This window comes from Enterobacter sichuanensis, from assembly GCF_009036245.1.
Taxonomy (GTDB): domain Bacteria; phylum Pseudomonadota; class Gammaproteobacteria; order Enterobacterales; family Enterobacteriaceae; genus Enterobacter; species Enterobacter sichuanensis.
Map to the genome: position 1 here is coordinate 3,851,017 of NZ_CP027986.1, position 20,619 is coordinate 3,871,635.

Consider the following 20,619-nt stretch of genomic DNA (forward strand, 5'->3'; position numbering starts at 1 on the left):
GGTGGCGCTGCGCTTACCGGGCCTACAGATCCCGTAGGTCGGGTAAGGCGAAGCCGCCACCCGACAAAAAACTACACCTGCCCCACATACAAATAAATCGCCAGAAAATGGCACACGCTGCCCCCCAGCACAAAGCCGTGCCAGATGGCATGGTTGTAGGGGATACGCTTGCAGACGTAGAAAATCACACCGAGCGAGTACACCACGCCACCTAAGGCCAGCAGGGTCACGCCTCCTACCGCCAGTTTGACGGCCAGCTGATACACCACAATCAGCGACAGCCAGCCCATCGTCAGATAAGTCACCAGCGACAGCACCTTGAAGCGGTGCGCGATGGTCAGCTTAAACAGGATCCCCAGCAGCGCCAGGCTCCAGATAACAATCATCAGGCCGCGCGACAGCGGTGAGTTGAGCCCCACCAGCAGAAACGGCGTATAGGTACCTGCAATAAGAAGATAGATAGCGCAGTGGTCAAATTTCTTAAGCCACATCTTGGCCCGCTGATGCGGGATAGCGTGATACAGCGTCGAGGCCAGGAACAACAGGATCATGCTCCCGCCATACAGGCTGTAGCTGGTAATGGCCATCGCGCTGGCGTTGGTATCCACCGCCTGTACCAGCAATAACACTAAACCGACAATCCCAAACACCAGGCCAATGCCGTGGCTGATGCTGTTGGCTATCTCCTCAGCCAGCGAATATCCCTGTGCGATTAATGGTCTACTCACCATACAAAACTCCGGGAAAACAAAAGATGATTATTCATCGCATCACTATGCTAACTGAGAATGATTCCAGTGAACACCTGTTAGCTAAAATAATTTCATTTCAGAATTTATACCTAAAAATCATAGGCATAAATAAATTTTTCACCTAACATTTGTTCACATAAAAATTTAATCATTATGAATCAAAGGTATAAAAATGGATCGTGCCGTCTGGCTGCATGTTATGATGGGGAGATAAGGTCTGAATGAGAGTTATGCCATTGTGAGTATGTTCACCCACTCCGTCATTGCCAGTCTCAATAACCTTGAGATGATGGTCTATAACTATGTTATTAAAAACCGTGACAAAGTGATGTACATGACCATCCGCGAACTGGCGGATGCGGCGGGGGTCTCCACCACCACGATCCTGCGCTTTTGCCGCAAACTCAACTGCGAAGGCTATTCGGAGTTTCGCGTGCGCTTTAAGCTCTATTTAGAGCAAAATGAGCCCCAACAGGCGAATTTCGGTGCCAGCGAAATTATCAGCTTTTTTAAGAGCGTGAATAACGAAGAGTTCGATGCGTTACTGGATGATGCAGTCGATATTATTTTATCTTCAGAGCGAATTATATTTGTCGGCGCTGGTACATCTGGATCGCTGGCGAAATATGGTGCACGCTTCTTCTCAAATATTGGAAAATTCAGCAACCATATCGACGATCCGTATTTCCCTGTGACCAATGACATGGCGAAAAATGCACTTGCCATTGTCCTTTCCGTCTCAGGTGAGACCGAAGAGATCCTGCGCTTCGCCAGCCAGTTCAGCCTGCACCATTGTAAGGTGCTCTCTATTACCAGCCACGAGCACTCGCGTCTGGCAAAACTGGCGGATTTTAATCTCTCCTGGCATGTCCCCCAGACGCGTATTGCGGGCGTTTACGATATTACCACGCAAATTCCCGTCATCTATATTCTGGAATCTCTCGGCCGTAAACTGGCGAAGAAACTGACAGAATAAAACATCCTGTTTTTTTGATGTAACAAATCACATTGAGTGCAAATTGTTATATCGTGACATTTAATTCCGCTTTGCTAGACTCGATGCCAGTAAGCCATTTATTGAGAATAGCAGCGATGAAAAAATTAACCTTACCAAAAGATTTTTTATGGGGTGGTGCCGTTGCCGCTCACCAGGTGGAAGGCGGCTGGAATAAAGACGGTAAAGGGCCGAGCATTTGTGATGTTCTGACCGGCGGCGCACACGGTGTGCCGCGTGAGATCACCCAGGAGGTGGTGCCGGGTAAATACTACCCCAATCATGAGGCCATCGACTTCCACGGCCACTATAAAGAAGACATCAAGCTGTTCGCCGAGATGGGCTTCAAATGTTTCCGCACCTCCATCGCCTGGACGCGCATCTTCCCGAAAGGTGATGAAACGCAGCCCAACGAAGAAGGGCTGAAGTTTTACGACGACATGTTCGATGAGCTGCTGAAATACAACATCGAACCGGTGATCACCCTCTCCCACTTCGAAATGCCGCTGCACCTGGTGCAGGAGTACGGCAGCTGGACCAACCGTAAAGTGGTCGATTTCTTTGTGCGCTTCGCGGAAGTGGTTTTTGAACGCTACAAAAACAAGGTCAAATACTGGATGACCTTCAACGAAATCAATAACCAGCGTAACTGGCGTGCACCGCTGTTCGGCTATTGCTGCTCAGGTGTGGTTTATACCGATCACGACAACCCGGAAGAGACCATGTACCAGGTGCTGCATCACCAGTTTGTGGCCAGCGCCCTGGCGGTAAAAGCCGCGCGCCGTATCAACCCGGAGATGAAAGTCGGCTGCATGCTGGCCATGGTGGCGCTCTATCCCTTCTCCTGCAAACCGGAAGACGTGATGTTCGCCCAGGAATCGATGCGCGAGCGCTATGTCTTTACCGACGTCCAGCTTCGCGGTTACTACCCGTCTTACGTGCTGAATGAGTGGGAGCGTCGTGGCTTCTCCATCAGGATGGAGCCAGGTGACGAACAGATCCTGCGTGAAGGTACCTGCGACTACTTAGGCTTCAGCTACTACATGACCAACGCGGTCAAAGCGGAAGGCGGCACCGGAGATGCGATTTCGGGCTTTGAAGGCAGCGTGCCAAACCCGCACGTCAAGGCCTCCGACTGGGGCTGGCAGATTGATCCGGTGGGCCTGCGCTATTCGCTGTGCGAACTGTACGAGCGTTACCAGAAGCCGCTGTTTATCGTGGAAAACGGCTTCGGCGCTTACGATAAAGTCGAAGAAGACGGCAGCATCAACGATGACTACCGCATCGACTACCTGCGCGCTCACGTGGAAGAGATGATCAAAGCCGTGACCCATGATGGCGTGGATCTGATGGGCTACACGCCGTGGGGCTGTATCGACTGCGTGTCGTTCACCACCGGTCAGTACAGCAAGCGCTACGGCTTTATCTACGTGAACAAACACGACGACGGTACGGGCGACATGTCGCGCTCCCGTAAGAAAAGCTTCGAGTGGTATAAAGGCGTGATTGCCAGCAACGGCGAGAAACTTTAACTCCGTAACGCCGGGCGGCGCTACGCTTGCACCGGCCTACGATTGATCCCCTCTCCCCATTGGGGAGAGGGTTAGGGTGAGGGGGTTATTTCCCGCCCGCCAACTCTATAAAACTCCCCGTCACGTACGACGCCTTCTCGCTCAGCAGCCAGACAATCGCCTGGGCCACCTCTTCCGGTTGCCCGCCGCGCTGCATCGGCAGTAACGATTTCACCCGGTCCACGCGGCCCGGTTCCCCGCCTGAGGCATGGATATCGGTATAAATCAGCCCCGGTCGTACACAGTTTACGCGAATACCCTGCGCCGCTACCTCCAGCGCTAAGCCGGTGGTCAGAGAGTCAACCGCTCCCTTGGACGCGGCATAATCAACATATTCGCCTGGTGCACCGAGTCGGGACGCCGCTGACGAGACATTCACTATCGCCCCGCCCTTGCCGCCATGTTTAAAAGACATGCGCTTGACCGCTTCCCGGCAGCAGAGGAAGTAACCCGTGACGTTAGTTGCCAGTACGCGGTTAATGCGCTCTGCGGACAAATTCTCGATAGTCGATTGTTCAAACAGGATCCCCGCATTATTGACCAGCGCGGTAAGCGGCTCGCCATCACGATCGAGGCTGTCAAACATCGCCAGCACCTGAGCTTCATCGCTGATGTCTGCGCGAACGGCAAAGGCTTTCCCTCCGGCATTGACAATCTGGTTGATAACGTCCGTCGCGGCCTTGATGTTGTGATGATAATTTACCGCCACGGTATAGCCTTCGCGTGCCAGCTGCAGCGCGGTGGCTTTCCCGATGCCGCGGCTCGCGCCGGTCACAAGTGCAATACCCATTCTCTTCTCCCAATAAAAAAGCCGGGTGGCGGCTTCGCCTTACCCGGCTTATATGACTTCACCCGCGCGATTACTGGTATTCGCTCATCGGTACGCAGGAGCAGAACAGGTTACGGTCGCCGTACACATCATCCAGACGCTTCACGGTCGGCCAGTATTTGTTTGCCACACCTGCCGGGAAGACCGCCAGCTCGCGGGAATAGCCGTGGTTCCACTCGGCCACCATTTCGTGCTGAGTGTGCGGGGCGTTAACCAGCGGGTTATCTTCCAGCGTCCACTCGCCGTCCTGCACGCGATCGATCTCCATGCGGATGGCCAGCATCGCGTCGATAAAGCGGTCCAGCTCGGCTTTGCTTTCGGACTCCGTTGGCTCCACCATCAGCGTGCCCGCTACCGGGAACGACATGGTTGGCGCGTGGAAGCCGTAGTCGATCAGGCGCTTGGCGATATCCAGCTCGCTGATGCCGGTCTGCTCTTTCAGCGGACGAATATCGAGGATGCACTCGTGCGCCACGCGACCGTCACGGCCGGTATAGAGGACCGGGAAGGCCGACTTCAGTCGAGTCGCAATGTAGTTGGCATTCAGGATCGCCACCTGGCTTGCTTTTTTCAGCCCTTCCGCGCCCATCATGCGAATGTACATCCAGCTGATTGGCAGGATAGAAGCGCTGCCGAACGGTGCCGCAGAGACCGCCCCCTGACGGGTCAGCATGCCTTCAATCTGCACGACGCTGTGGCCTGGGACAAACGGCGCCAGGTGCGCTTTCACCCCGATTGGCCCCATGCCCGGACCGCCACCGCCGTGCGGAATGCAGAAGGTCTTGTGCAGGTTCAGGTGCGACACGTCCGCGCCGATAAAGCCCGGAGAAGTAATGCCTACCTGAGCATTCATGTTCGCGCCGTCGAGGTATACCTGACCGCCGAACTGATGCACCACTTCGCACACTTCACGGATGGTCTCTTCGTACACGCCGTGGGTGGACGGATAGGTCACCATGATGCAGGAGAGCTTGTCGCCTGCCTGCTCGGCTTTCGCACGCAGGTCGGCCAAATCGATGTTGCCGTTCTTATCGCACGCCACGACCACCACTTCCATGCCCGCCATCTGAGCGGAGGCCGGGTTGGTGCCATGCGCGGAGCTTGGGATCAGGCAGATATCGCGGTGCCCTTCGTTACGGCTTTCATGGTAATGACGGATGGCCAGCAGGCCCGCGTATTCACCCTGCGCGCCGGAGTTCGGCTGCATGCAGAGCGCGTCGTAACCGGTCAGCTTCACCAGCCAGTCGGAAAGCTGATTGATCATCATATGATAGCCTTCCGCCTGCTCTGGCGGGCAGAACGGGTGCAGCTCGGCAAACTCAGGCCAGGTGATTGGGATCATCTCTGCCGCGGCGTTCAGCTTCATGGTGCAGGAGCCCAGCGGGATCATCGCCTGATTCAGCGCCAGATCTTTGCGTTCCAGAGAGTGCATGTAACGCATCATCTCGGTTTCGCTGTGGTAGCGGTTAAAGACCGGGTGCGTCAGGATCGCGTCATTACGCAGCATGCTGTCCTGAATGGAGCGGCTGTCGAGCGCAACCTCTTTGTCGAGCGCGTCAATGTCCAGACCGTGCGCGTCACCCAGCAGCACGTTAAACAGGTTGAGAATATCGTCGCGGGTGGTGCTTTCATCCAGCGTAATGCCGACGGCGTTGTGGATGTCGCTGCGCAGGTTGATCTCTGCGGCATTCGCGCGAGCCAGCACTGCCGCTTTATCCGCCACGTCCACACACAGCGTGTCGAAGTAGTGGGCATGGCGCAGTTTGAGGCCTTTCTGCTGCAGGCCGCAGGCCAGAATATCGGCCAGACGGTGAATGCGGCTGGCAATGCGTTTCAGGCCAGCCGGGCCGTGGAACACGGCGTACAGGCTGGCGATGTTGGCCAGCAGCACCTGCGAGGTACAGATGTTAGAGTTCGCTTTCTCGCGGCGGATATGCTGCTCGCGAGTCTGCATCGCCATGCGCAGCGCAGTGTTACCGGCAGCGTCTTTTGAAACGCCGATAATACGGCCAGGCATGGAGCGTTTGAATTCATCTTTCGCGCCGAAGAACGCCGCATGTGGGCCACCGTAGCCCATCGGCACGCCAAAGCGCTGTGCAGAGCCGAAGACAATATCCGCCCCCTGTTTACCCGGGGCCGTCAGCAGCACCAGCGCCATAAAATCGGCGGCAACGCTGACCACCACTTTACGGGATTTCAGCTCGGCAATCAGTGCGCCGTAGTCGTGAACTTCACCGGTGGTCCCCACCTGCTGCAGCAGCACGCCGAAGACGTCCTGGTGATCCAGCACTTTATCAGCGTCGTCGACAATCACGTCAAAGCCGAAGGTTTCCGCTCGGGTACGCACCACGTCCAGCGTCTGCGGATGAACGTCCGCCGCCACGAAGAAACGGTTAGCATTTTTCAGCTTGCTGACGCGCTTCGCCATCGCCATGGCTTCGGCAGCCGCGGTAGCTTCATCCAGCAGAGACGCGGAAGCGATGTCCATTCCGGTCAGATCCAGCGTCACCTGCTGGAAGTTCAGCAGCGCTTCCAGGCGACCCTGAGAGACTTCTGGCTGATACGGGGTATAGGCGGTGTACCAGCCCGGGTTTTCCAGCATGTTTCGCAGGATGACCGGCGGCAACTGCACGTTGGTGTAGCCCATGCCAATGTAAGACTTAAAGCGCTTGTTGAGGCCGGCGATAGCCTTCAGCTCCGCCAGTGCGGCGAACTCCGTGGTGGCTTCACCCACCTGAGGCGGTGTGGCAAGCTGGATGTCTTTTGGCACAATCTGGCCGATCAGTGCGTCTAATGAATCCGCGCCAACCGTCTTCAGCATCTCCTGCTGTTGCTGAGCATCCGGCCCAATGTGACGTTCAATGAAGGCGCCACGGTTTTCAAGCTGGCTTAAAGTCTGTGTCATGAGCGATGGTTCCTGAAACGTGCAGTGAATGTGTTTTCTCCCTCTCCATGAGGGAGAGGGCTGGGGTGAGGGTGTCGTCTGTTCCCCTCACCCTACCCTCTCCCCAAAGGGGAGAGGGATAATGGCTTACTCGTCTTCTAACAGGGCTTCGTACGCGGTCGCATCCAGCAGCGCGGCAACCTGCGATTCGTCGCTGGCTTTGATCTTGAAGATCCAGCCGCCTTCATAAGGCTCGCTGTTGACCAGCTCCGGGGAGTCGTTCAGCGCGTCGTTGACAGCGACAATTTCACCGCTTACCGGTGCGTAGATATCGGATGCCGCTTTGACGGACTCCGCCACCGCGCAGTCGTCGCCCGCGCTCACGGTCGTGCCCACGTCAGGCAGGTCAACAAACACCATGTCGCCCAGCAGCTCTTGCGCATGCTCGGTGATCCCGACGGTGTAAGTGCCGTCCGCCTCTTTGCGCAGCCACTCGTGTTCTTTGCTGTATTTCAGTTCTGCTGGCACATTGCTCATTGAAGTTCTCCTGATAAAAATAGTTAGGCGACCGGCTTACCGGCGCGAACAAAAATCGGTTTGGTCACGTTGACCGGCATTTCGCGGTTGCGGATTTGCACCACCGCCGTTTCGCCAATGCCTGCCGGCACGCGTGCCAGTGCAATACTGTAGCCCAGCGTCGGGGAGAAGGACCCGCTGGTGATCACGCCTTCACGCGGATTGCCGTCAGCATCGGTAAAACGCACCGGCAGCTCGCCGCGCAGTACGCCTTTTTCCTTCATCACCAGGCCAACCAGCTGTTCAGTGCCCTTCTCGCGCTGCATCTCCAGCGCTTCACGGCCAATAAAGTCACGGTCAGCCGGTTCCCATGCGATGGTCCAGCCCATGTTAGCGGCCAGCGGAGAGACGCCTTCATCCATCTCCTGACCGTAGAGGTTCATGCCTGCCTCCAGGCGCAGCGTATCGCGCGCGCCAAGGCCAGCCGGCTTCACGCCCGCTTCCACCAGCGCACGCCAGAAATCAGCGGCCTTCTCGTTCGGCATCGCAATTTCGTAGCCTGCTTCGCCGGTGTAGCCGGTGGTGGCGATAAACAGATCGCCCGCCTGCACGCCGAAGAACGGCTTCATGCCTTCAGTGGCTTTACGCTGCTCATCGTTGAACAGAGACGCGGCTTTCGCCTGCGCGTTCGGCCCCTGCACGGCAATCAGTGACAGATCGTCACGGACGGTGATGTCGATGGCATACGGTTCGGCGTGTTGGGTGATCCAGGAGAGGTCTTTTTCGCGGGTGGCGGAGTTTACAACGAGGCGGAAGAAATCTTCGGTGAAGTAATAAACGATAAGGTCGTCAATCACGCCGCCAGAGGCATTCAGCATGCCGGTATAGAGCGCTTTACCCGGCGTTTTTAGTTTGGCGACGTCGTTTGCCAGCAGATAACGCAAAAACTCCCGGGTGCGGCTACCGTGCAGATCGACAATCGTCATATGGGACACGTCGAACATACCGGCATCGGTGCGCACCGCGTGGTGCTCATCAATCTGCGAGCCGTAGTGCAGCGGCATCATCCAGCCGTGGAAGTCCACCATGCGGGCGCCGCATAACACGTGCTGTTCGTACAAAGGAGTCTGTTGAGCCATCTTGTCCTCGTTGAAAAATTCACCGTGAAACCCGGTATCGGCCCCGTTATCAGGCCCGACGCAAACGTTCTCTTTTACCTGAACTTACCACCGAAACCGGCGGTTAACCATAAGGTAAAACGGGTCATCACATTAGCTTATGACCAAAAAACGCTGAAAAGCCTACAGAGTTATTCACTGGAAAAATGCGATTAACCCCGCACAAAATTAACATCGCGCTAACAGGATTTAGCACATGGTGATATTTCATGCGGAAAAACGGGCTGAATTTCCGTAACCCGAAAAACGCGGCATTAGATTATCTAATGCGAAAAATGGCGTGAAATTAGAATATTTCAAACGAGGAAATTTCCCCGGCGCAGAGGCCGGGAAAATAAAGTGTGACGGGGGTCTAAATTAGCGTAGCCAGTCCGGCAGGTCGTTCAGACCCATCGCCTGACGAAGGAGTTGGGGTTTAACACCCGGAAGGGTATCGGCAAGCTTGAGGCCAATGTCGCGCAGCAGTTTTTTCGCCGGATTGGCCCCGGCAAACAGTTCGCGGAAGCCCTGCATGCCCGCCAGCATCACCGCCGCGCTGTGCTTGCGGCTGCGTTCGTAGCGACGCAGATAGAGATGCTGACCGATATCTTTCCCTTCGCGATGCAAACGACGCAGCTCTTCTACCAGCTCCGCCGCGTCCATAAAGCCAAGGTTAACCCCCTGCCCGGCCAGCGGATGAATGGTATGCGCTGCATCCCCCACCAGCGCCAGACGGTGCGCCGCAAACTGGCGCGCGTAACGGCCAGTTAGCGGGAACACCTGCCGCTCGCTCTCAAGCGTGCACAGGCCAAGGCGGTTATCAAACGCCACGCACAGCGCCTGGTTAAAGGCGTCCGGCGTCGCCTCATGCATCTGCAGGGCTTTCTCCGGCACCAGCGACCAGACAATCGAGCACAGGTGCGGATCGGCAAGCGGCAGGAACGCCAGTATGCCGTCGTTGTGGAAAATCTGCCGCGCCACGCCGCCGTGCGGCTCTTCGGTGCGGATCGTCGCGACCAGCGCGTGATGACGGTAATCCCAGAAGGTCAGCGGGATATCGGCTTTATTACGCAGCCAGGAGTTCGCCCCGTCAGCCCCCACCACCAGACGCGCGGTCAGCATGTCGCCGCTTTGCAGGGTAATAAATGCCTCGTTTTCCCCCCACGCCACCTGCTGGATTTGCGCGGGTGCCATCAGGGTGACATCGCTACAGGACTGCGCTTTTTGCCACAGCGCATGATGAATAACGGCATTCTCAATAATGTGGCCAAGGTGGCTGTAGCCCATGCTTTCATCATCAAAAGCAATATGACCAAAGCTGTCTTTGTCCCACACTTCCATGCCGTGATAGCAGCTGGCGCGCTGCGCCACGATATCCGGCCAGACGCCAAGGTGCGTCAGCAGCTTTTCGCTGGCCGCATTGATTGCCGAGACGCGCAGTTCCGGCGGCGCATCCTGGGCTACCGGCTGGGGCTGCTTTTGTTCCAGCACCGCCACGCGCAGGCCGCTGCCCTGTAAACCACAGGCCAGCGCCAGTCCAACCATACCGCCGCCAACGATAGCGACATCAACATTTTGCACGGTGATAACTCCTTAACGCGCGACCCAACCAAGAGTCCGCTGCGCCAGCACGTCACGTGCCGGTATGAATAGTTCCATCGCCATCAGCCCGAGGTTGCGGCCCGCAACCAGCGGCGCCCAGCGATTGGCAAACAGATGAACCAGGCCATCGGTGACACCGATTGTCGCCTCTTTATCCGCCTGGCGTCGTTTCTGGTAATGGCTGAGCACCTGATATGCGCCACAGTCTTTTTGCTCGCCCCACGCCTGCGAAAGCGTTTCTGCCAGACTCATCACGTCGCGTAATCCAAGGTTGAAACCTTGCCCCGCAATGGGGTGCAGCGTCTGCGCGGCATTACCGACCAGCGCCAGACGATGGGAAATGGACTGCGACGCGGTGGTTAACGAAAGAGGATATACCGTCCGCTTGCCGGCATGGGTAATGCGCCCCAGCCGCCAGCCAAACGCCTTTTGCAGCTCGGTACAAAAACGTTCGTCTGACCAGGCCTTAACCTCTTCCGCCTTATCCTGCGGGTGACACCAGACCAGAGAACAGCGACCGTTCGACATCGGCAGCATCGCCAGCGGACCATGCTGCGTAAAGCGTTCAAACGCCCTGCCGTTGTGTTCTGCAGCAGTAGAGACGTTGGCGATAACCGCCACCTGCCCGTAAGGCTGCTGGCGCCACTCCACGCCACACTGGGTGCCGAGCGCCGAGCGCGAACCGTCTGCGGCAACCAGCAGTTGGCCATCCAGCACGGTGCCGTTTTCCAGCGTCACGCTGACCGACGCTTCACTGCGGCTTACGCTTGCCACGCGTGCCGGACAATGCAACGTCACGCCCTGCGCATCCTGAAGCAGGCGGAACAGACGTAAACCCACATCGTGTAGCTCAACGACCTGACCCAGGGCATCAATACGGTAATCCTGCGCCTCCAGCGTGACAAAGCCAGCATGGCCGCGATCGCTGACGTGAACAGTACCGATCGCCGTGGCACGGTCGGCTATCGCCTGCCAGATACCAATACGCGCAAGCTGCTGACAGGTTCCCTGCGCCAGCGCAATGGCGCGGGCATCAAAACCGGGGTGATTCGACGCCTCTGGCGCAACGGCTTCCACCAGGTGCACCGGAAGCTGGCCCTGCGTCAAATGCGAAATGGCCAGCGCCAGCGTGGCCCCGGTCATGCCGCCACCCACGATGATCACGCTCATGCGCGCGCCGCTGCCATCAGCGCCTCGATATCGTCAGCGTTTTTCACGACGCTCGCGGTCAGGTTTTCATTACCGGTTTCGGTAATGACAATGTCGTCTTCAATACGAATGCCAATCCCGCGGTATTCTTCAGGCACGTCGGCATCCGGCGCGATATATAACCCCGGCTCCACGGTTAATACCATGCCCGGCTCCAGCACGCGCGAACGGTCGGCGCCATACGCACCAACGTCATGGACATCCAGCCCCAGCCAGTGGCTCAGGCCATGCATGAAGTACGGTCGATGCGCATTTTCAGCAATCAGGGTCTCCACATCCCCTTTCAGGATCCCGAGCCTGACCAGACCGGTAATCATGATGCGTACCACTTCGCCGGTCACTTCCTGCATGGAGGTCCCCGGGCGATACAGGTTGAGCGCCGTCTCAAGGGATTCCAGCACGATGTCGTAAATAGCGCGCTGTGCCGGTGAAAATTTACCGTTCACCGGGAAGGTGCGGGTGATATCCCCCGCGTAGCCCTGATATTCGCAACCAGCATCGATAAGCACCAGATCGCCATCGCGCAGCGCGCTTTCGTTTTCGGTGTAGTGCAGAATGCAGCCGTTTTCCCCGCCGCCAACAATGGTGTTGTAAGAGGGATAACGCGCGCCGTGACGGTTAAATTCGTGGTGAATTTCGCCTTCCAGCTGATATTCGAACATCCCGGGACGGCATTTCTCCATGGCGCGGGTGTGCGCCAGGGCGCTGATTTCGCCCGCACGGCGCATCACGTTCAGCTCTTCTTCAGATTTGAACAGACGCATCTCATGCACCACCGGACGCCAGTCCGTGAGGGTAGCGGGCGCGGAGAGGTTCTGCCGCGAGCCTTTGCGCAGCTTATCCAGCGCGGTGAAAACAATCTCATCGGCGTACGCATATTCGCCCTGCGCGTGATAGAGCACGTCGAGGCCGTTAAGCAGCTGGTAAAGCTGCTGGTTGATTTCGCTAAATGCCAGCGCACGATCAACGCCCAGTTTTTCCGGTGCGGCCTCCTGCCCCAGGCGGCGGCCAAACCAGATTTCGGCCGTCAGATCGCGCACGCGGTTAAAAATCACGCTGTGGTTGTGAGTGTCATTGCTCTTAATCAGCACCAGTACCGCTTCCGGCTCGTTAAAGCCGGTGAAGTACCAGAAATCGCTGCTCTGGCGATAGGGATATTCGCTGTCGGCGCTGCGCGTCACTTCGGGCGCAGCGAAAATCAGCGCGGCGCTGCCCGGCTGCATTTTTGCCAGCAGCGCCTGACGGCGGCGCGAATACTCTTGACTCGAGATAACCATGACACCCTCCTGTGCGTTATTTTTCTTAATGTAAGGTTGGCTTGCGGACTTCCGGCGCGGTCGGCTGTGAGCGCGTAAAGTTGTCATGGCACAGCAGTGCCGCCACGCGCACGTACTCAATGATCTCTTCGAGAGACATTTCCAGCTCTTCCTGGTCTTCGTCCTCATCGTAGCCAAGCTGGGCAATGTTGCGCAGATCGTCGATCGCTTCACCCGCTTCGCCGGTTACTTTGTCCAGTTTAGGCTGCGTGACGCCCAGACCCAGCAGATAATGATTTACCCAACCCGCCAGCGCATCGGCGCGATCGAACACGCTGACGTCGTCGCCTTCAGGCAGATAAAGCTGAAAAAGGAAGCCATCGTCTTCCAGCGAATCGCTGATGGCGGCATGCATTTTACGCAGCGCTTCCGCCAGCTCGTGACCAAACGCCAGCCCTTCATTCGTGAGGTCGTGGATCAGCGGCTGCCATGAGCTGTCGCTGTTTCCGCCGCACAGCATGCCACTGATCAGACCGTGCATTTCGGCAGGGGTTAAACCGACTCCCTGCTGGTTCAGTAACTGGTTTAAATCCTTGTAACCAGGCATTTCGTTCTGTATAGACATGCGCATTCGTCATCATTGGGGGGAAGTTTCATGATATGCTACCACTTTGGACCCTGGTGATACCAGAAAAGGGCTTGTATCTTCACATCAGGGTAGCTATAGTGTCGCCCCTTCGCAGCCCCCGGGGCATCAGGCGAAGGCAGCGCAGTCAATCAGCAGGAAGGTGGCATGTCTGCACAACCCGTCGATCTCCAGATTTTTGGCCGTTCACTGCGAGTGAATTGTCCGCCTGAACAAAGGGATGCTTTGAATCAGGCTGCGGACGATTTGAATCAGCGGTTGCAAGATCTAAAAGAACGCACTAGAGTCACAAATACTGAGCAGCTGGTTTTCATCGCCGCGTTGAACATCAGCTATGAACTGACTCAGGAAAAAGCGAAAACCCGCGACTACGCGGCAAGCATGGAGCAGCGCATTAAAATGCTCCAGCAGACCATTGAACAGGCATTGCTTGATCAGGGTCGCAATCCCGAAAGACCGGGACCAAAGTTTGAATAACACTTCTCAGTTGACTATGGTAGAGTAACTGTGAAGACAAAATTTCTCTGAGATGTTCGCAAGCGGGCCAGTCCCCTGAGCCGATATTTCATACCACAAGAATGTGGCGCTCCATGGTTGGTGAGCATGCTCGGTCCGTCCGAGAAGCCTTAAAACTATGACGACACATTCACCTTGAACCAAGGGTTCAAGGGTTACAGCCTGCGGCGGCATCTCGGAGATTCCCTCTCTTTTCTTCTACCGACTACCATGACTCAATTCCCTGAAGTTTCTGCCTCACGCCAGGATATTCGTCAGCTCATTCGTCAACGCCGTCGTGCGTTAACTCCAGAACAGCAAGCGCATTTTGCGCAGCAGGCCGCCGCTCGCATGATGGCGTATCCCCCTGTTGTGATGGCGCATACGGTCGCACTGTTTTTGTCGTTTGATGGCGAACTGGATACCCAACCGCTCATCGAGCAACTCTGGCGAGCCGGGAAGAAGGTCTATCTGCCGGTGCTGCATCCGTTTAGCAAAGGAAACCTGCTGTTTCTGCACTACCACCCACACAGCGAGCTGGTGGTGAATCGTCTGAAAATCACAGAACCCAAACTCGACGTGCGCGACGTGCTGCCGCTTGCCGAACTGGATGTGCTGGTCACGCCGCTGGTGGCGTTTGATGAACAGGGTCAGCGTTTGGGCATGGGCGGCGGTTTTTACGACCGGACGCTGCAAAACTGGCAGCAATACGGTTTACAGCCGGTGGGTTACGCGCATGATTGTCAGGCGGTGGAATCTTTGCCGGTCGAGAGGTGGGATGTGCCGTTGCCGGCGGTAGTAACGCCCAGTAAAACCTGGACCTGGTAGAATAAAGCCGGGTGGCGCTTACGCTTACCCGGCCTACATAAATCCTCGAACTTTGTAGGTCGGGTAAGCGTAAGCGCCACCCGACACACAGCCCGCACTATCAGTAAAGAAGACGTGCGCGAATCGTCCCTGGAATCGCCTTCATGCTCTGCAGCGCTTTCTCGGCAACGTCTTCATCCGCTTCGATATCAATAACCACGTAGCCCATCTGCGAATTGGTTTGCAGATACTGCGCGGCGATGTTGACGCTCTGCTCAGCAAAGATCTGGTTGATGGCAGTCAGCACGCCTGGACGGTTTTCGTGAATGTGCAGCAGACGACGGCCGCCGTGCAGCGGCAGAGACACTTCCGGGAAGTTAACGGCGGAGAGCGTCGAGCCATTGTCGGAGTATTTGCTCAGTTTACCCGCCACTTCCAGACCGATGTTCTCCTGCGCTTCCTGAGTCGAACCGCCGATGTGCGGCGTCAGAATCACGTTGTCGAACTCGCACAGCGGAGAGTTAAACGGATCGCTGTTGGTTGCCGGCTCCGTCGGGAAGACGTCAATCGCGGCACCTGCCAGATGCTTGCGTTTTAGCGCATCACACAGGGCTGGAATGTCGACAACTGTACCGCGCGCGGCGTTGATCAGCAGTGAACCTGGCTTCATCAGCGCCAGCTCTTCCGCACCCATCATGTTTTTGGTGGAGGCGTTTTCCGGCACATGCAGGCTGACCACATCGCTCATGTTCAGCAGGTCGGAGAGATGTTGAACCTGAGTGGCGTTACCCAGTGGCAGTTTGCTTTCAATGTCATAAAAGTAAACGTGCATCCCCAGAGATTCCGCCAGAATCCCGAGTTGAGTACCGATGTGGCCATAACCAATGATACCCAGTTTCTTACCACGGGCTTCGTATGAACCTGTAGCCAGTTTGTTCCAGACGCCACGGTGCGCTTTGGCGTTAGCCTCCGGGATACCGCGCAGCAACAGCAGCAATTCGCCAATCACTAACTCCGCCACGGAACGGGTGTTGGAGAAAGGTGCGTTGAATACAGGAATACCGCGCTTAGCGGCGGCGTTCAGATCAACCTGGTTGGTACCGATGCAGAAACAACCGATGGCAACCAGCTTTTCCGCCGCGGCAATCACATCTTCAGTCAGGTGGGTACGGGATCGCAGGCCAATGAAGTGAGCATCCCGGATGGCTGCCTTGAGCTCTTCGGTATCCAGCGCGCCTTTATGGAATTCGATGTTGGTGTAACCTGCCGCACGAAGGCTATCGAGTGCTTTCTGATGCACACCCTCGACCAGCAGGAATTTAATCTTGTCTTTCTCCAGTGATACCTTTGCCATTTACCCGACCCTGTATTTTATCTGAACTGATGTTGTGCTGGATTGAAATCCGCTCTAGCCAACATATCAAAAAAAACTATTGCAGCAATATTAACGTTTGCGTCGGCACTCTGAAGAAAAGTCATACAGGGCGAAATGACAGAGGAAAATGCTGCCGAATTTTACGTACGTGGCAGGATCGGCAAACGAGGCGTAAAAACGTGACACAAGTCACCGAATTTAGCTTTTCAAAAATTTTTTAGCGGGGGGTGAGCGCCCCCCGTCAGATCATTTTACGATGGTTTTCACACCGTCAGCCGTACCAATCAGCGCCACGTCCGCGCCACGGTTGGCAAATAACCCTACAGTGACAACGCCCGGAATGCCATTGATGGCATTTTCCAGCGCAATCGCGTCGAGAATTTCCAGACCGTGAACGTCGAGGATCACGTTGCCGTTATCGGTCACTACGCCCTGGCGATATTCCGGACGTCCACCCAGTTTGACCAGTTCACGCGCCACGGCGCTGCGTGCCATCGGGATCACTTCAACCGGCAGCGGGAATTTACCCAGAATATCGACCTGCTTGGACGCATCAGCGATGCAGATGAACTTATCCGCAACGGAGGCAATGATTTTTTCACGGGTCAGCGCCGCGCCGCCGCCTTTGATCATCTGCATATGGCCGTTGATCTCATCCGCGCCATCAACGTAAATGCCCAGACGATCAACGTCGTTTAGATCGAAAACGGTAATGCCGAGGCTTTTCAGCTTTTCCGTGGAAGCATCAGAGCTGGACACAGCCCCCTCAATCTGCCCTTTCATCGTGCCCAGCGCATCGATAAAGTGCGCCGCCGTCGACCCGGTACCAACACCGACAATGGTGCCCGGTTGTACGTACTGGAGAGCGGCCCATCCTACTGCTTTTTTCAGTTCATCCTGCGTCATGATCGTTTTGCCTGTGGTGTGAAAACTCAGGGCGCATTATAGAACACGTCGAATGGAATTCGTCTGCCACGAAGGGAAAATTGTGTCATAGTGCAGAATAAGCAAAATTAAGGAGCCAGCCAGAGCAATGAAACGTCCGGACTACAGAACACTACAGGCACTTGATGCAGTTATTCGTGAACGAGGTTTTGAGCGCGCGGCGCAAAAGCTTTGCATCACGCAGTCCGCCGTATCGCAGCGTATCAAACAGCTCGAAAATATGTTCGGCCAGCCACTGCTGGTGCGTACCGTGCCGCCTCGCCCAACGGAGCAAGGACAAAAGCTCCTCGCCCTGCTGCGTCAGGTTGAGCTGCTGGAAGATGAGTGGCTGGGTGACGAACAAACGGGCTCTACGCCGCTGCTGCTCTCTCTGGCGGTTAACGCCGACAGTCTGGCAACCTGGCTGCTGCCGGCCCTTGCGCCGGTATTGGCGGACTCCCCTATCCGCCTGAATTTGCAGGTTGAGGATGAAACCCGTACCCAGGAGCGCCTGCGTCGTGGTGAAGTGGTTGGGGCGGTCAGTATTCAGCCTCAGGCGCTACCGAGCTGTCTTGTCGATCAGCTGGGTGCGCTGGATTACCTGTTTGTTGGTTCAAAAGCCTTTGCCGAGCGCTATTTCCCCAACGGCGTGACCCGCGCCGCGCTGCTGAAAGCGCCTGCCGTGGCGTTCGACCATCTGGACGATATGCATCAGGCGTTCCTGCAGCAAAACTTTGACCTGCCACCGGGCAGCGTGCCGTGTCATATCGTCAACTCGTCGGAAGCCTTCGTGCAGCTGGCGCGTCAGGGCACGACCTGCTGCATGATCCCGCATCTGCAGATTGAGAAAGAGTTGAAAAGCGGTGAGCTGATTGATTTGACGCCGGGGCTGTATCAGCGCCGGATGCTCTACTGGCACCGTTTTGCGCCAGAAAGCCGCATGATGCGCAACGTCACCGACGCGCTGCTGGCCTACGGGCATAAGGTGTTGCGACAGGATTAAAAGAAAAGCCGGGTGGCGGCTACGCCTTACCCGGCCTGTTAATTATTGTGCAGGTTTCGGCTGTGCTGCAACGGGTTCCAGCTGGAACACCACATCAACCTGATCGTCAAACTGGATCGTCGGCTGCTCGTAAGTTTCCTGAGCGGATACCGGCGCCGCATCGGCTTTCATCATTCGTACCATTGGGCTTGGCTGGTAGTTAGAGACGTGGTAACGCACGCTGTATACCGGGCCGAGCTTGCTGTTAAAGCCGGCAGCCAGCTGCTGTGCCTGGTGCATTGCGTCATCAATTGCCGCTTTACGTGCCTGGTCTTTGTATTTCTCCGGTTGCGCAACGCCCAGTGACACGGAACGAATTTCATTCAGGCCCGCCTTCAGCGCACCATCCAGCAAGGCGTTCAGCTTATCCAACTGACGGACGGTCACTTCAACGGTACGAACGGCACGGTAACCTTTCAGGATACTTTTGCCATTCTGGTAGTCGTAATCGGGTTGAGTGCGCAGGTTAGCGGAGTTGATATCTTTTTTACCGACACCGTTCTGCTCAAGGAAAGAGAGGTATTGCGCAACGCGATCGTCAGCCTGCTTTTTGGCAGACGCCGCATCTTTCGCGGCCACATTCACTTCAATTGCCAGCGTTGCAACATCGGGTACCGCATCCACGCTTGCGGTGCCTGACGTGACGATGTGCGGACCATCCGGCAGTTCACTTGCCTGCACCGACACCGCACCTAAACTTACTAATGCCGCCAGGGCCATCACCTTAAACTTCACTGTCATTCCTCCATGTTGCAAAGAGTGCCCCAACAACAGGGCGCATGCCAGCAAGCTTAGCGCGTCTTGTTCAGTTGTCCATAAGACAAGGCTTAGTTGAACAATTGCTGGACATGGTGAATCCCCTCTTTTGCCAGCTGAAAGGCGATAAACCACATCACCACGCCCACCAGCGTGTTGATGATCCGCTGCGCTTTGGCCGTACGCAGACGAGGGGCCAGCCAGGCCGCCAGAATCGCGAGTCCGAAGAACCAGAGGAAAGAGGCGCTTACCGTACCGAGCGCAAACCAGCGTTTAGGTTCAACGTCCAGCTGTCCGCCCAGGCTGCCCAGCACCACGAAGGTATCAAGATAAACATGCGGGTTAAGCCAGGTCACCGCCAGCATGGTGACGATAATCTTCCATCGCCCCTGCTTCATCACTTCAGCGCTTGCCAGTTCGAGGTCGCTGCTCATGGCCGTTTTCAGCGCGCCGAAACCATACCAGAGCAGGAACGCCACGCCGCCCCAGGTAACCAGCGCCAGCAGCCAGGGAGACTGCATCAGCAGTGCGCTACCGCCAAAAATGCCGGCACAGATCAGCAGTAAATCGCTTACCGCGCACAGCAGGGCAATCATCAGATGATACTGGCGGCGGATGCCCTGGTTCATCACAAACGCATTTTGTGGACCGAGGGGAAGGATCATGGCCGCACCCAATGCAAGCCCTTGAAAGTAATACGATAACATGACGAGATTCTCACTGTATTGTCCTAGAAGCAGACTATACTGCGCGAATCACATTAGAGGAAATTGATAATATTAATTGGGGATTAGCGGGGCTTATAAAAACTAAAGCCCGGTGTCGCGAGCGCGTACCGGGCCTGAGGATGATGTTATTCTGCTTCTTTGACTTTTTTGACGTTGACGTCCATCTGCGGGTACGGGAAGCTGATGCCGTTGGCGTCGAAGTCGCGCTTAATACGCTCCAGCACGTCCCAGTAAACGTTTTGCAGATCGCTACTCTTGCTCCAGATACGCACCACAAAGTTAATAGATGATGCCCCCAGTTCGTTCAGACGAACGGTCTGCTCTTTGTCTTTCAGAATGCGATCGTCTGAGGCAATGATGTTGCTAATCAGCGTCTTCACCTGATCGATATCGGAGTCATACGCCACACTGATAATCAGCTCGTTACGACGCACCGGTTCACGGGAGAAGTTAATGATGTTGCCTGCAATGATTTTCCCGTTCGGCACGACCACGATGCGGCCATCAACGGTACGCAGTGTCGTTGAGAAAATCTGCACCTGCAGCACGGTTCCGGCAATGCCGCCAAGGTCGACATATTCACCTGAGCGGAACGGGCGGAAGGTTACCAGCAAGACACCTGCCGCCAGGTTCGCCAGCGAGCCCTGCAGTGCCAGACCAATAGCCAGGCCGGCGGCACCGAGCACTGCGATGACGGATGCCGTCTGTACGCCCACGCGCCCCAGGGCAGCAATCAGCGTAAAGGCGATGATGCCGTAGCGCACCAGTGCGGAGAGGAAATCAGCGACCGTAGCGTCAATATGACGAGCCAGCATCACTCGGTTAACCGCATTCGAGACAATACGCGCCACGATCATCCCGACGATAATGATGGCGATCGCCGCGACAATGTTCACGGCATAGCTCAGCAGCAGTGCCTGGTTGCGCACCAGCCAGTTACCGGCGGTATTGATGCTGTCTACAACATCGAGTTGTTCCATTTATTCTTCCTTTTGTTAAACCCAAACATAAAATCCATCCCCCGTGGAGACAGGCAGGTCAGTAAAGGGTAAACAAAAAGCACCGGATTTGCCAAA

The 20,619-nt window shown here is 56.1% G+C and carries 19 protein-coding genes and 1 other RNA gene; 6 read left to right on the forward strand and 14 right to left on the reverse strand.

Going from position 1 to position 20,619, the window contains the following annotated elements; translation table 11 throughout:
• Window positions 1–71: 71 nt before the first annotated feature.
• A complete protein-coding gene (gene trhA / locus C1N69_RS18600; protein ID WP_025757753.1) occupies window positions 72–731 on the reverse strand; it encodes a PAQR family membrane homeostasis protein TrhA in 660 nt (219 codons plus the stop codon).
• 265 nt (window positions 732–996) lie between these two features.
• On the opposite strand from trhA, the gene C1N69_RS18605 reads away from it, so the two are divergent.
• Window positions 997–1,728, forward strand: coding sequence for a MurR/RpiR family transcriptional regulator (locus C1N69_RS18605; protein ID WP_025757752.1), 732 nt, complete (start codon window positions 997–999; stop codon window positions 1,726–1,728).
• Window positions 1,729–1,844: 116 nt separating this feature from the next.
• Window positions 1,845–3,278 (forward strand): 6-phospho-beta-glucosidase BglA, encoded by a 1,434-nt coding sequence (bglA, locus tag C1N69_RS18610; protein WP_128339439.1) that lies wholly within the window; start codon window positions 1,845–1,847, stop codon window positions 3,276–3,278.
• 85 nt (window positions 3,279–3,363) lie between these two features.
• On the opposite strand, the gene C1N69_RS18615 is transcribed toward bglA, so the two are convergent.
• The 8 genes from C1N69_RS18615 to C1N69_RS18650 all read right to left on the reverse strand — a co-directional run bounded on the left by C1N69_RS18615 (window position 3,364) and on the right by C1N69_RS18650 (window position 13,395).
• A complete protein-coding gene (locus C1N69_RS18615) occupies window positions 3,364–4,107 on the reverse strand; it encodes an SDR family oxidoreductase (protein WP_045285852.1) in 744 nt (247 codons plus the stop codon).
• A 70-nt stretch (window positions 4,108–4,177) separates the two neighbouring features.
• A complete protein-coding gene (gcvP, locus tag C1N69_RS18620; RefSeq protein WP_045285853.1) occupies window positions 4,178–7,051 on the reverse strand; it encodes an aminomethyl-transferring glycine dehydrogenase in 2,874 nt (957 codons plus the stop codon).
• Between the two features lie 126 nt (window positions 7,052–7,177).
• Window positions 7,178–7,567, reverse strand: coding sequence for a glycine cleavage system protein GcvH (gene gcvH / locus C1N69_RS18625; RefSeq protein ID WP_094919342.1), 390 nt, complete (start codon window positions 7,565–7,567; stop codon window positions 7,178–7,180).
• A gap of 23 nt (window positions 7,568–7,590) precedes the next feature.
• Window positions 7,591–8,685, reverse strand: a complete 1,095-nt coding sequence (gcvT, locus tag C1N69_RS18630) for a glycine cleavage system aminomethyltransferase GcvT (protein WP_095441318.1) — start codon at window positions 8,683–8,685, stop codon at window positions 7,591–7,593.
• A 396-nt stretch (window positions 8,686–9,081) separates the two neighbouring features.
• Complete coding sequence (ubiI, locus tag C1N69_RS18635; protein WP_155031680.1) at window positions 9,082–10,284, reverse strand: FAD-dependent 2-octaprenylphenol hydroxylase; 1,203 nt, start codon at window positions 10,282–10,284, stop codon at window positions 9,082–9,084.
• 12 nt (window positions 10,285–10,296) lie between these two features.
• Window positions 10,297–11,475: a 2-octaprenyl-6-methoxyphenyl hydroxylase gene (gene ubiH, locus C1N69_RS18640; protein WP_155031681.1), complete on the reverse strand. Its 1,179-nt coding sequence runs from the start codon at window positions 11,473–11,475 to the stop codon at window positions 10,297–10,299.
• Window positions 11,472–12,785, reverse strand: coding sequence for a Xaa-Pro aminopeptidase (pepP, locus tag C1N69_RS18645; RefSeq protein ID WP_095452450.1), 1,314 nt, complete (start codon window positions 12,783–12,785; stop codon window positions 11,472–11,474). The genes ubiH and pepP overlap by 4 nt, the downstream gene beginning before the upstream one ends.
• A gap of 31 nt (window positions 12,786–12,816) precedes the next feature.
• Window positions 12,817–13,395 carry a YecA/YgfB family protein gene (locus C1N69_RS18650; RefSeq protein WP_024906571.1) on the reverse strand — a complete coding sequence of 193 codons (579 nt, stop codon included), beginning with the start codon at window positions 13,393–13,395 and terminating at the stop codon, window positions 12,817–12,819.
• 168 nt (window positions 13,396–13,563) lie between these two features.
• On the opposite strand from C1N69_RS18650, the gene zapA reads away from it, so the two are divergent.
• The 3 genes from zapA (at window position 13,564) to C1N69_RS18665 (ending at window position 14,739) form a co-directional block, all read left to right on the forward strand.
• The gene (zapA, locus tag C1N69_RS18655; RefSeq protein WP_006811891.1) at window positions 13,564–13,893 is read left to right on the forward strand and encodes a cell division protein ZapA; all 330 of its coding nucleotides are present in this window, start codon (window positions 13,564–13,566) and stop codon (window positions 13,891–13,893) included.
• A 41-nt stretch (window positions 13,894–13,934) separates the two neighbouring features.
• Window positions 13,935–14,118, forward strand: a non-coding RNA gene (gene ssrS / locus C1N69_RS18660) — 6S RNA.
• A gap of 24 nt (window positions 14,119–14,142) precedes the next feature.
• The gene (locus C1N69_RS18665; RefSeq protein ID WP_155031682.1) at window positions 14,143–14,739 is read left to right on the forward strand and encodes a 5-formyltetrahydrofolate cyclo-ligase; all 597 of its coding nucleotides are present in this window, start codon (window positions 14,143–14,145) and stop codon (window positions 14,737–14,739) included.
• A gap of 100 nt (window positions 14,740–14,839) precedes the next feature.
• Here C1N69_RS18665 and serA read toward each other — a convergent pair whose 3' ends face one another.
• Together serA and rpiA are read right to left on the reverse strand one after the other, a co-directional pair.
• A complete protein-coding gene (gene serA, locus C1N69_RS18670; protein ID WP_094919346.1) occupies window positions 14,840–16,072 on the reverse strand; it encodes a phosphoglycerate dehydrogenase in 1,233 nt (410 codons plus the stop codon).
• Between the two features lie 267 nt (window positions 16,073–16,339).
• Window positions 16,340–16,999 carry a ribose-5-phosphate isomerase RpiA gene (gene rpiA, locus C1N69_RS18680; RefSeq protein WP_032672491.1) on the reverse strand — a complete coding sequence of 220 codons (660 nt, stop codon included), beginning with the start codon at window positions 16,997–16,999 and terminating at the stop codon, window positions 16,340–16,342.
• A gap of 127 nt (window positions 17,000–17,126) precedes the next feature.
• On the opposite strand from rpiA, the gene argP reads away from it, so the two are divergent.
• The gene (argP, locus tag C1N69_RS18685) at window positions 17,127–18,020 is read left to right on the forward strand and encodes a DNA-binding transcriptional regulator ArgP (protein ID WP_008499727.1); all 894 of its coding nucleotides are present in this window, start codon (window positions 17,127–17,129) and stop codon (window positions 18,018–18,020) included.
• 42 nt (window positions 18,021–18,062) lie between these two features.
• Here argP and C1N69_RS18690 read toward each other — a convergent pair whose 3' ends face one another.
• The 3 genes from C1N69_RS18690 to mscS all read right to left on the reverse strand — a co-directional run bounded on the left by C1N69_RS18690 (window position 18,063) and on the right by mscS (window position 20,523).
• Window positions 18,063–18,794 (reverse strand): oxidative stress defense protein, encoded by a 732-nt coding sequence (locus tag C1N69_RS18690; protein ID WP_025757736.1) that lies wholly within the window; start codon window positions 18,792–18,794, stop codon window positions 18,063–18,065.
• A gap of 92 nt (window positions 18,795–18,886) precedes the next feature.
• Complete coding sequence (argO, locus tag C1N69_RS18695) at window positions 18,887–19,522, reverse strand: arginine exporter ArgO (RefSeq protein WP_155031684.1); 636 nt, start codon at window positions 19,520–19,522, stop codon at window positions 18,887–18,889.
• Window positions 19,523–19,668: 146 nt separating this feature from the next.
• On the reverse strand, window positions 19,669–20,523 hold the full coding sequence (mscS, locus tag C1N69_RS18700) for a small-conductance mechanosensitive channel MscS (protein ID WP_045286591.1): 855 nt from the start codon (window positions 20,521–20,523) through the stop codon (window positions 19,669–19,671).
• Window positions 20,524–20,619 lie beyond the last annotated feature (96 nt).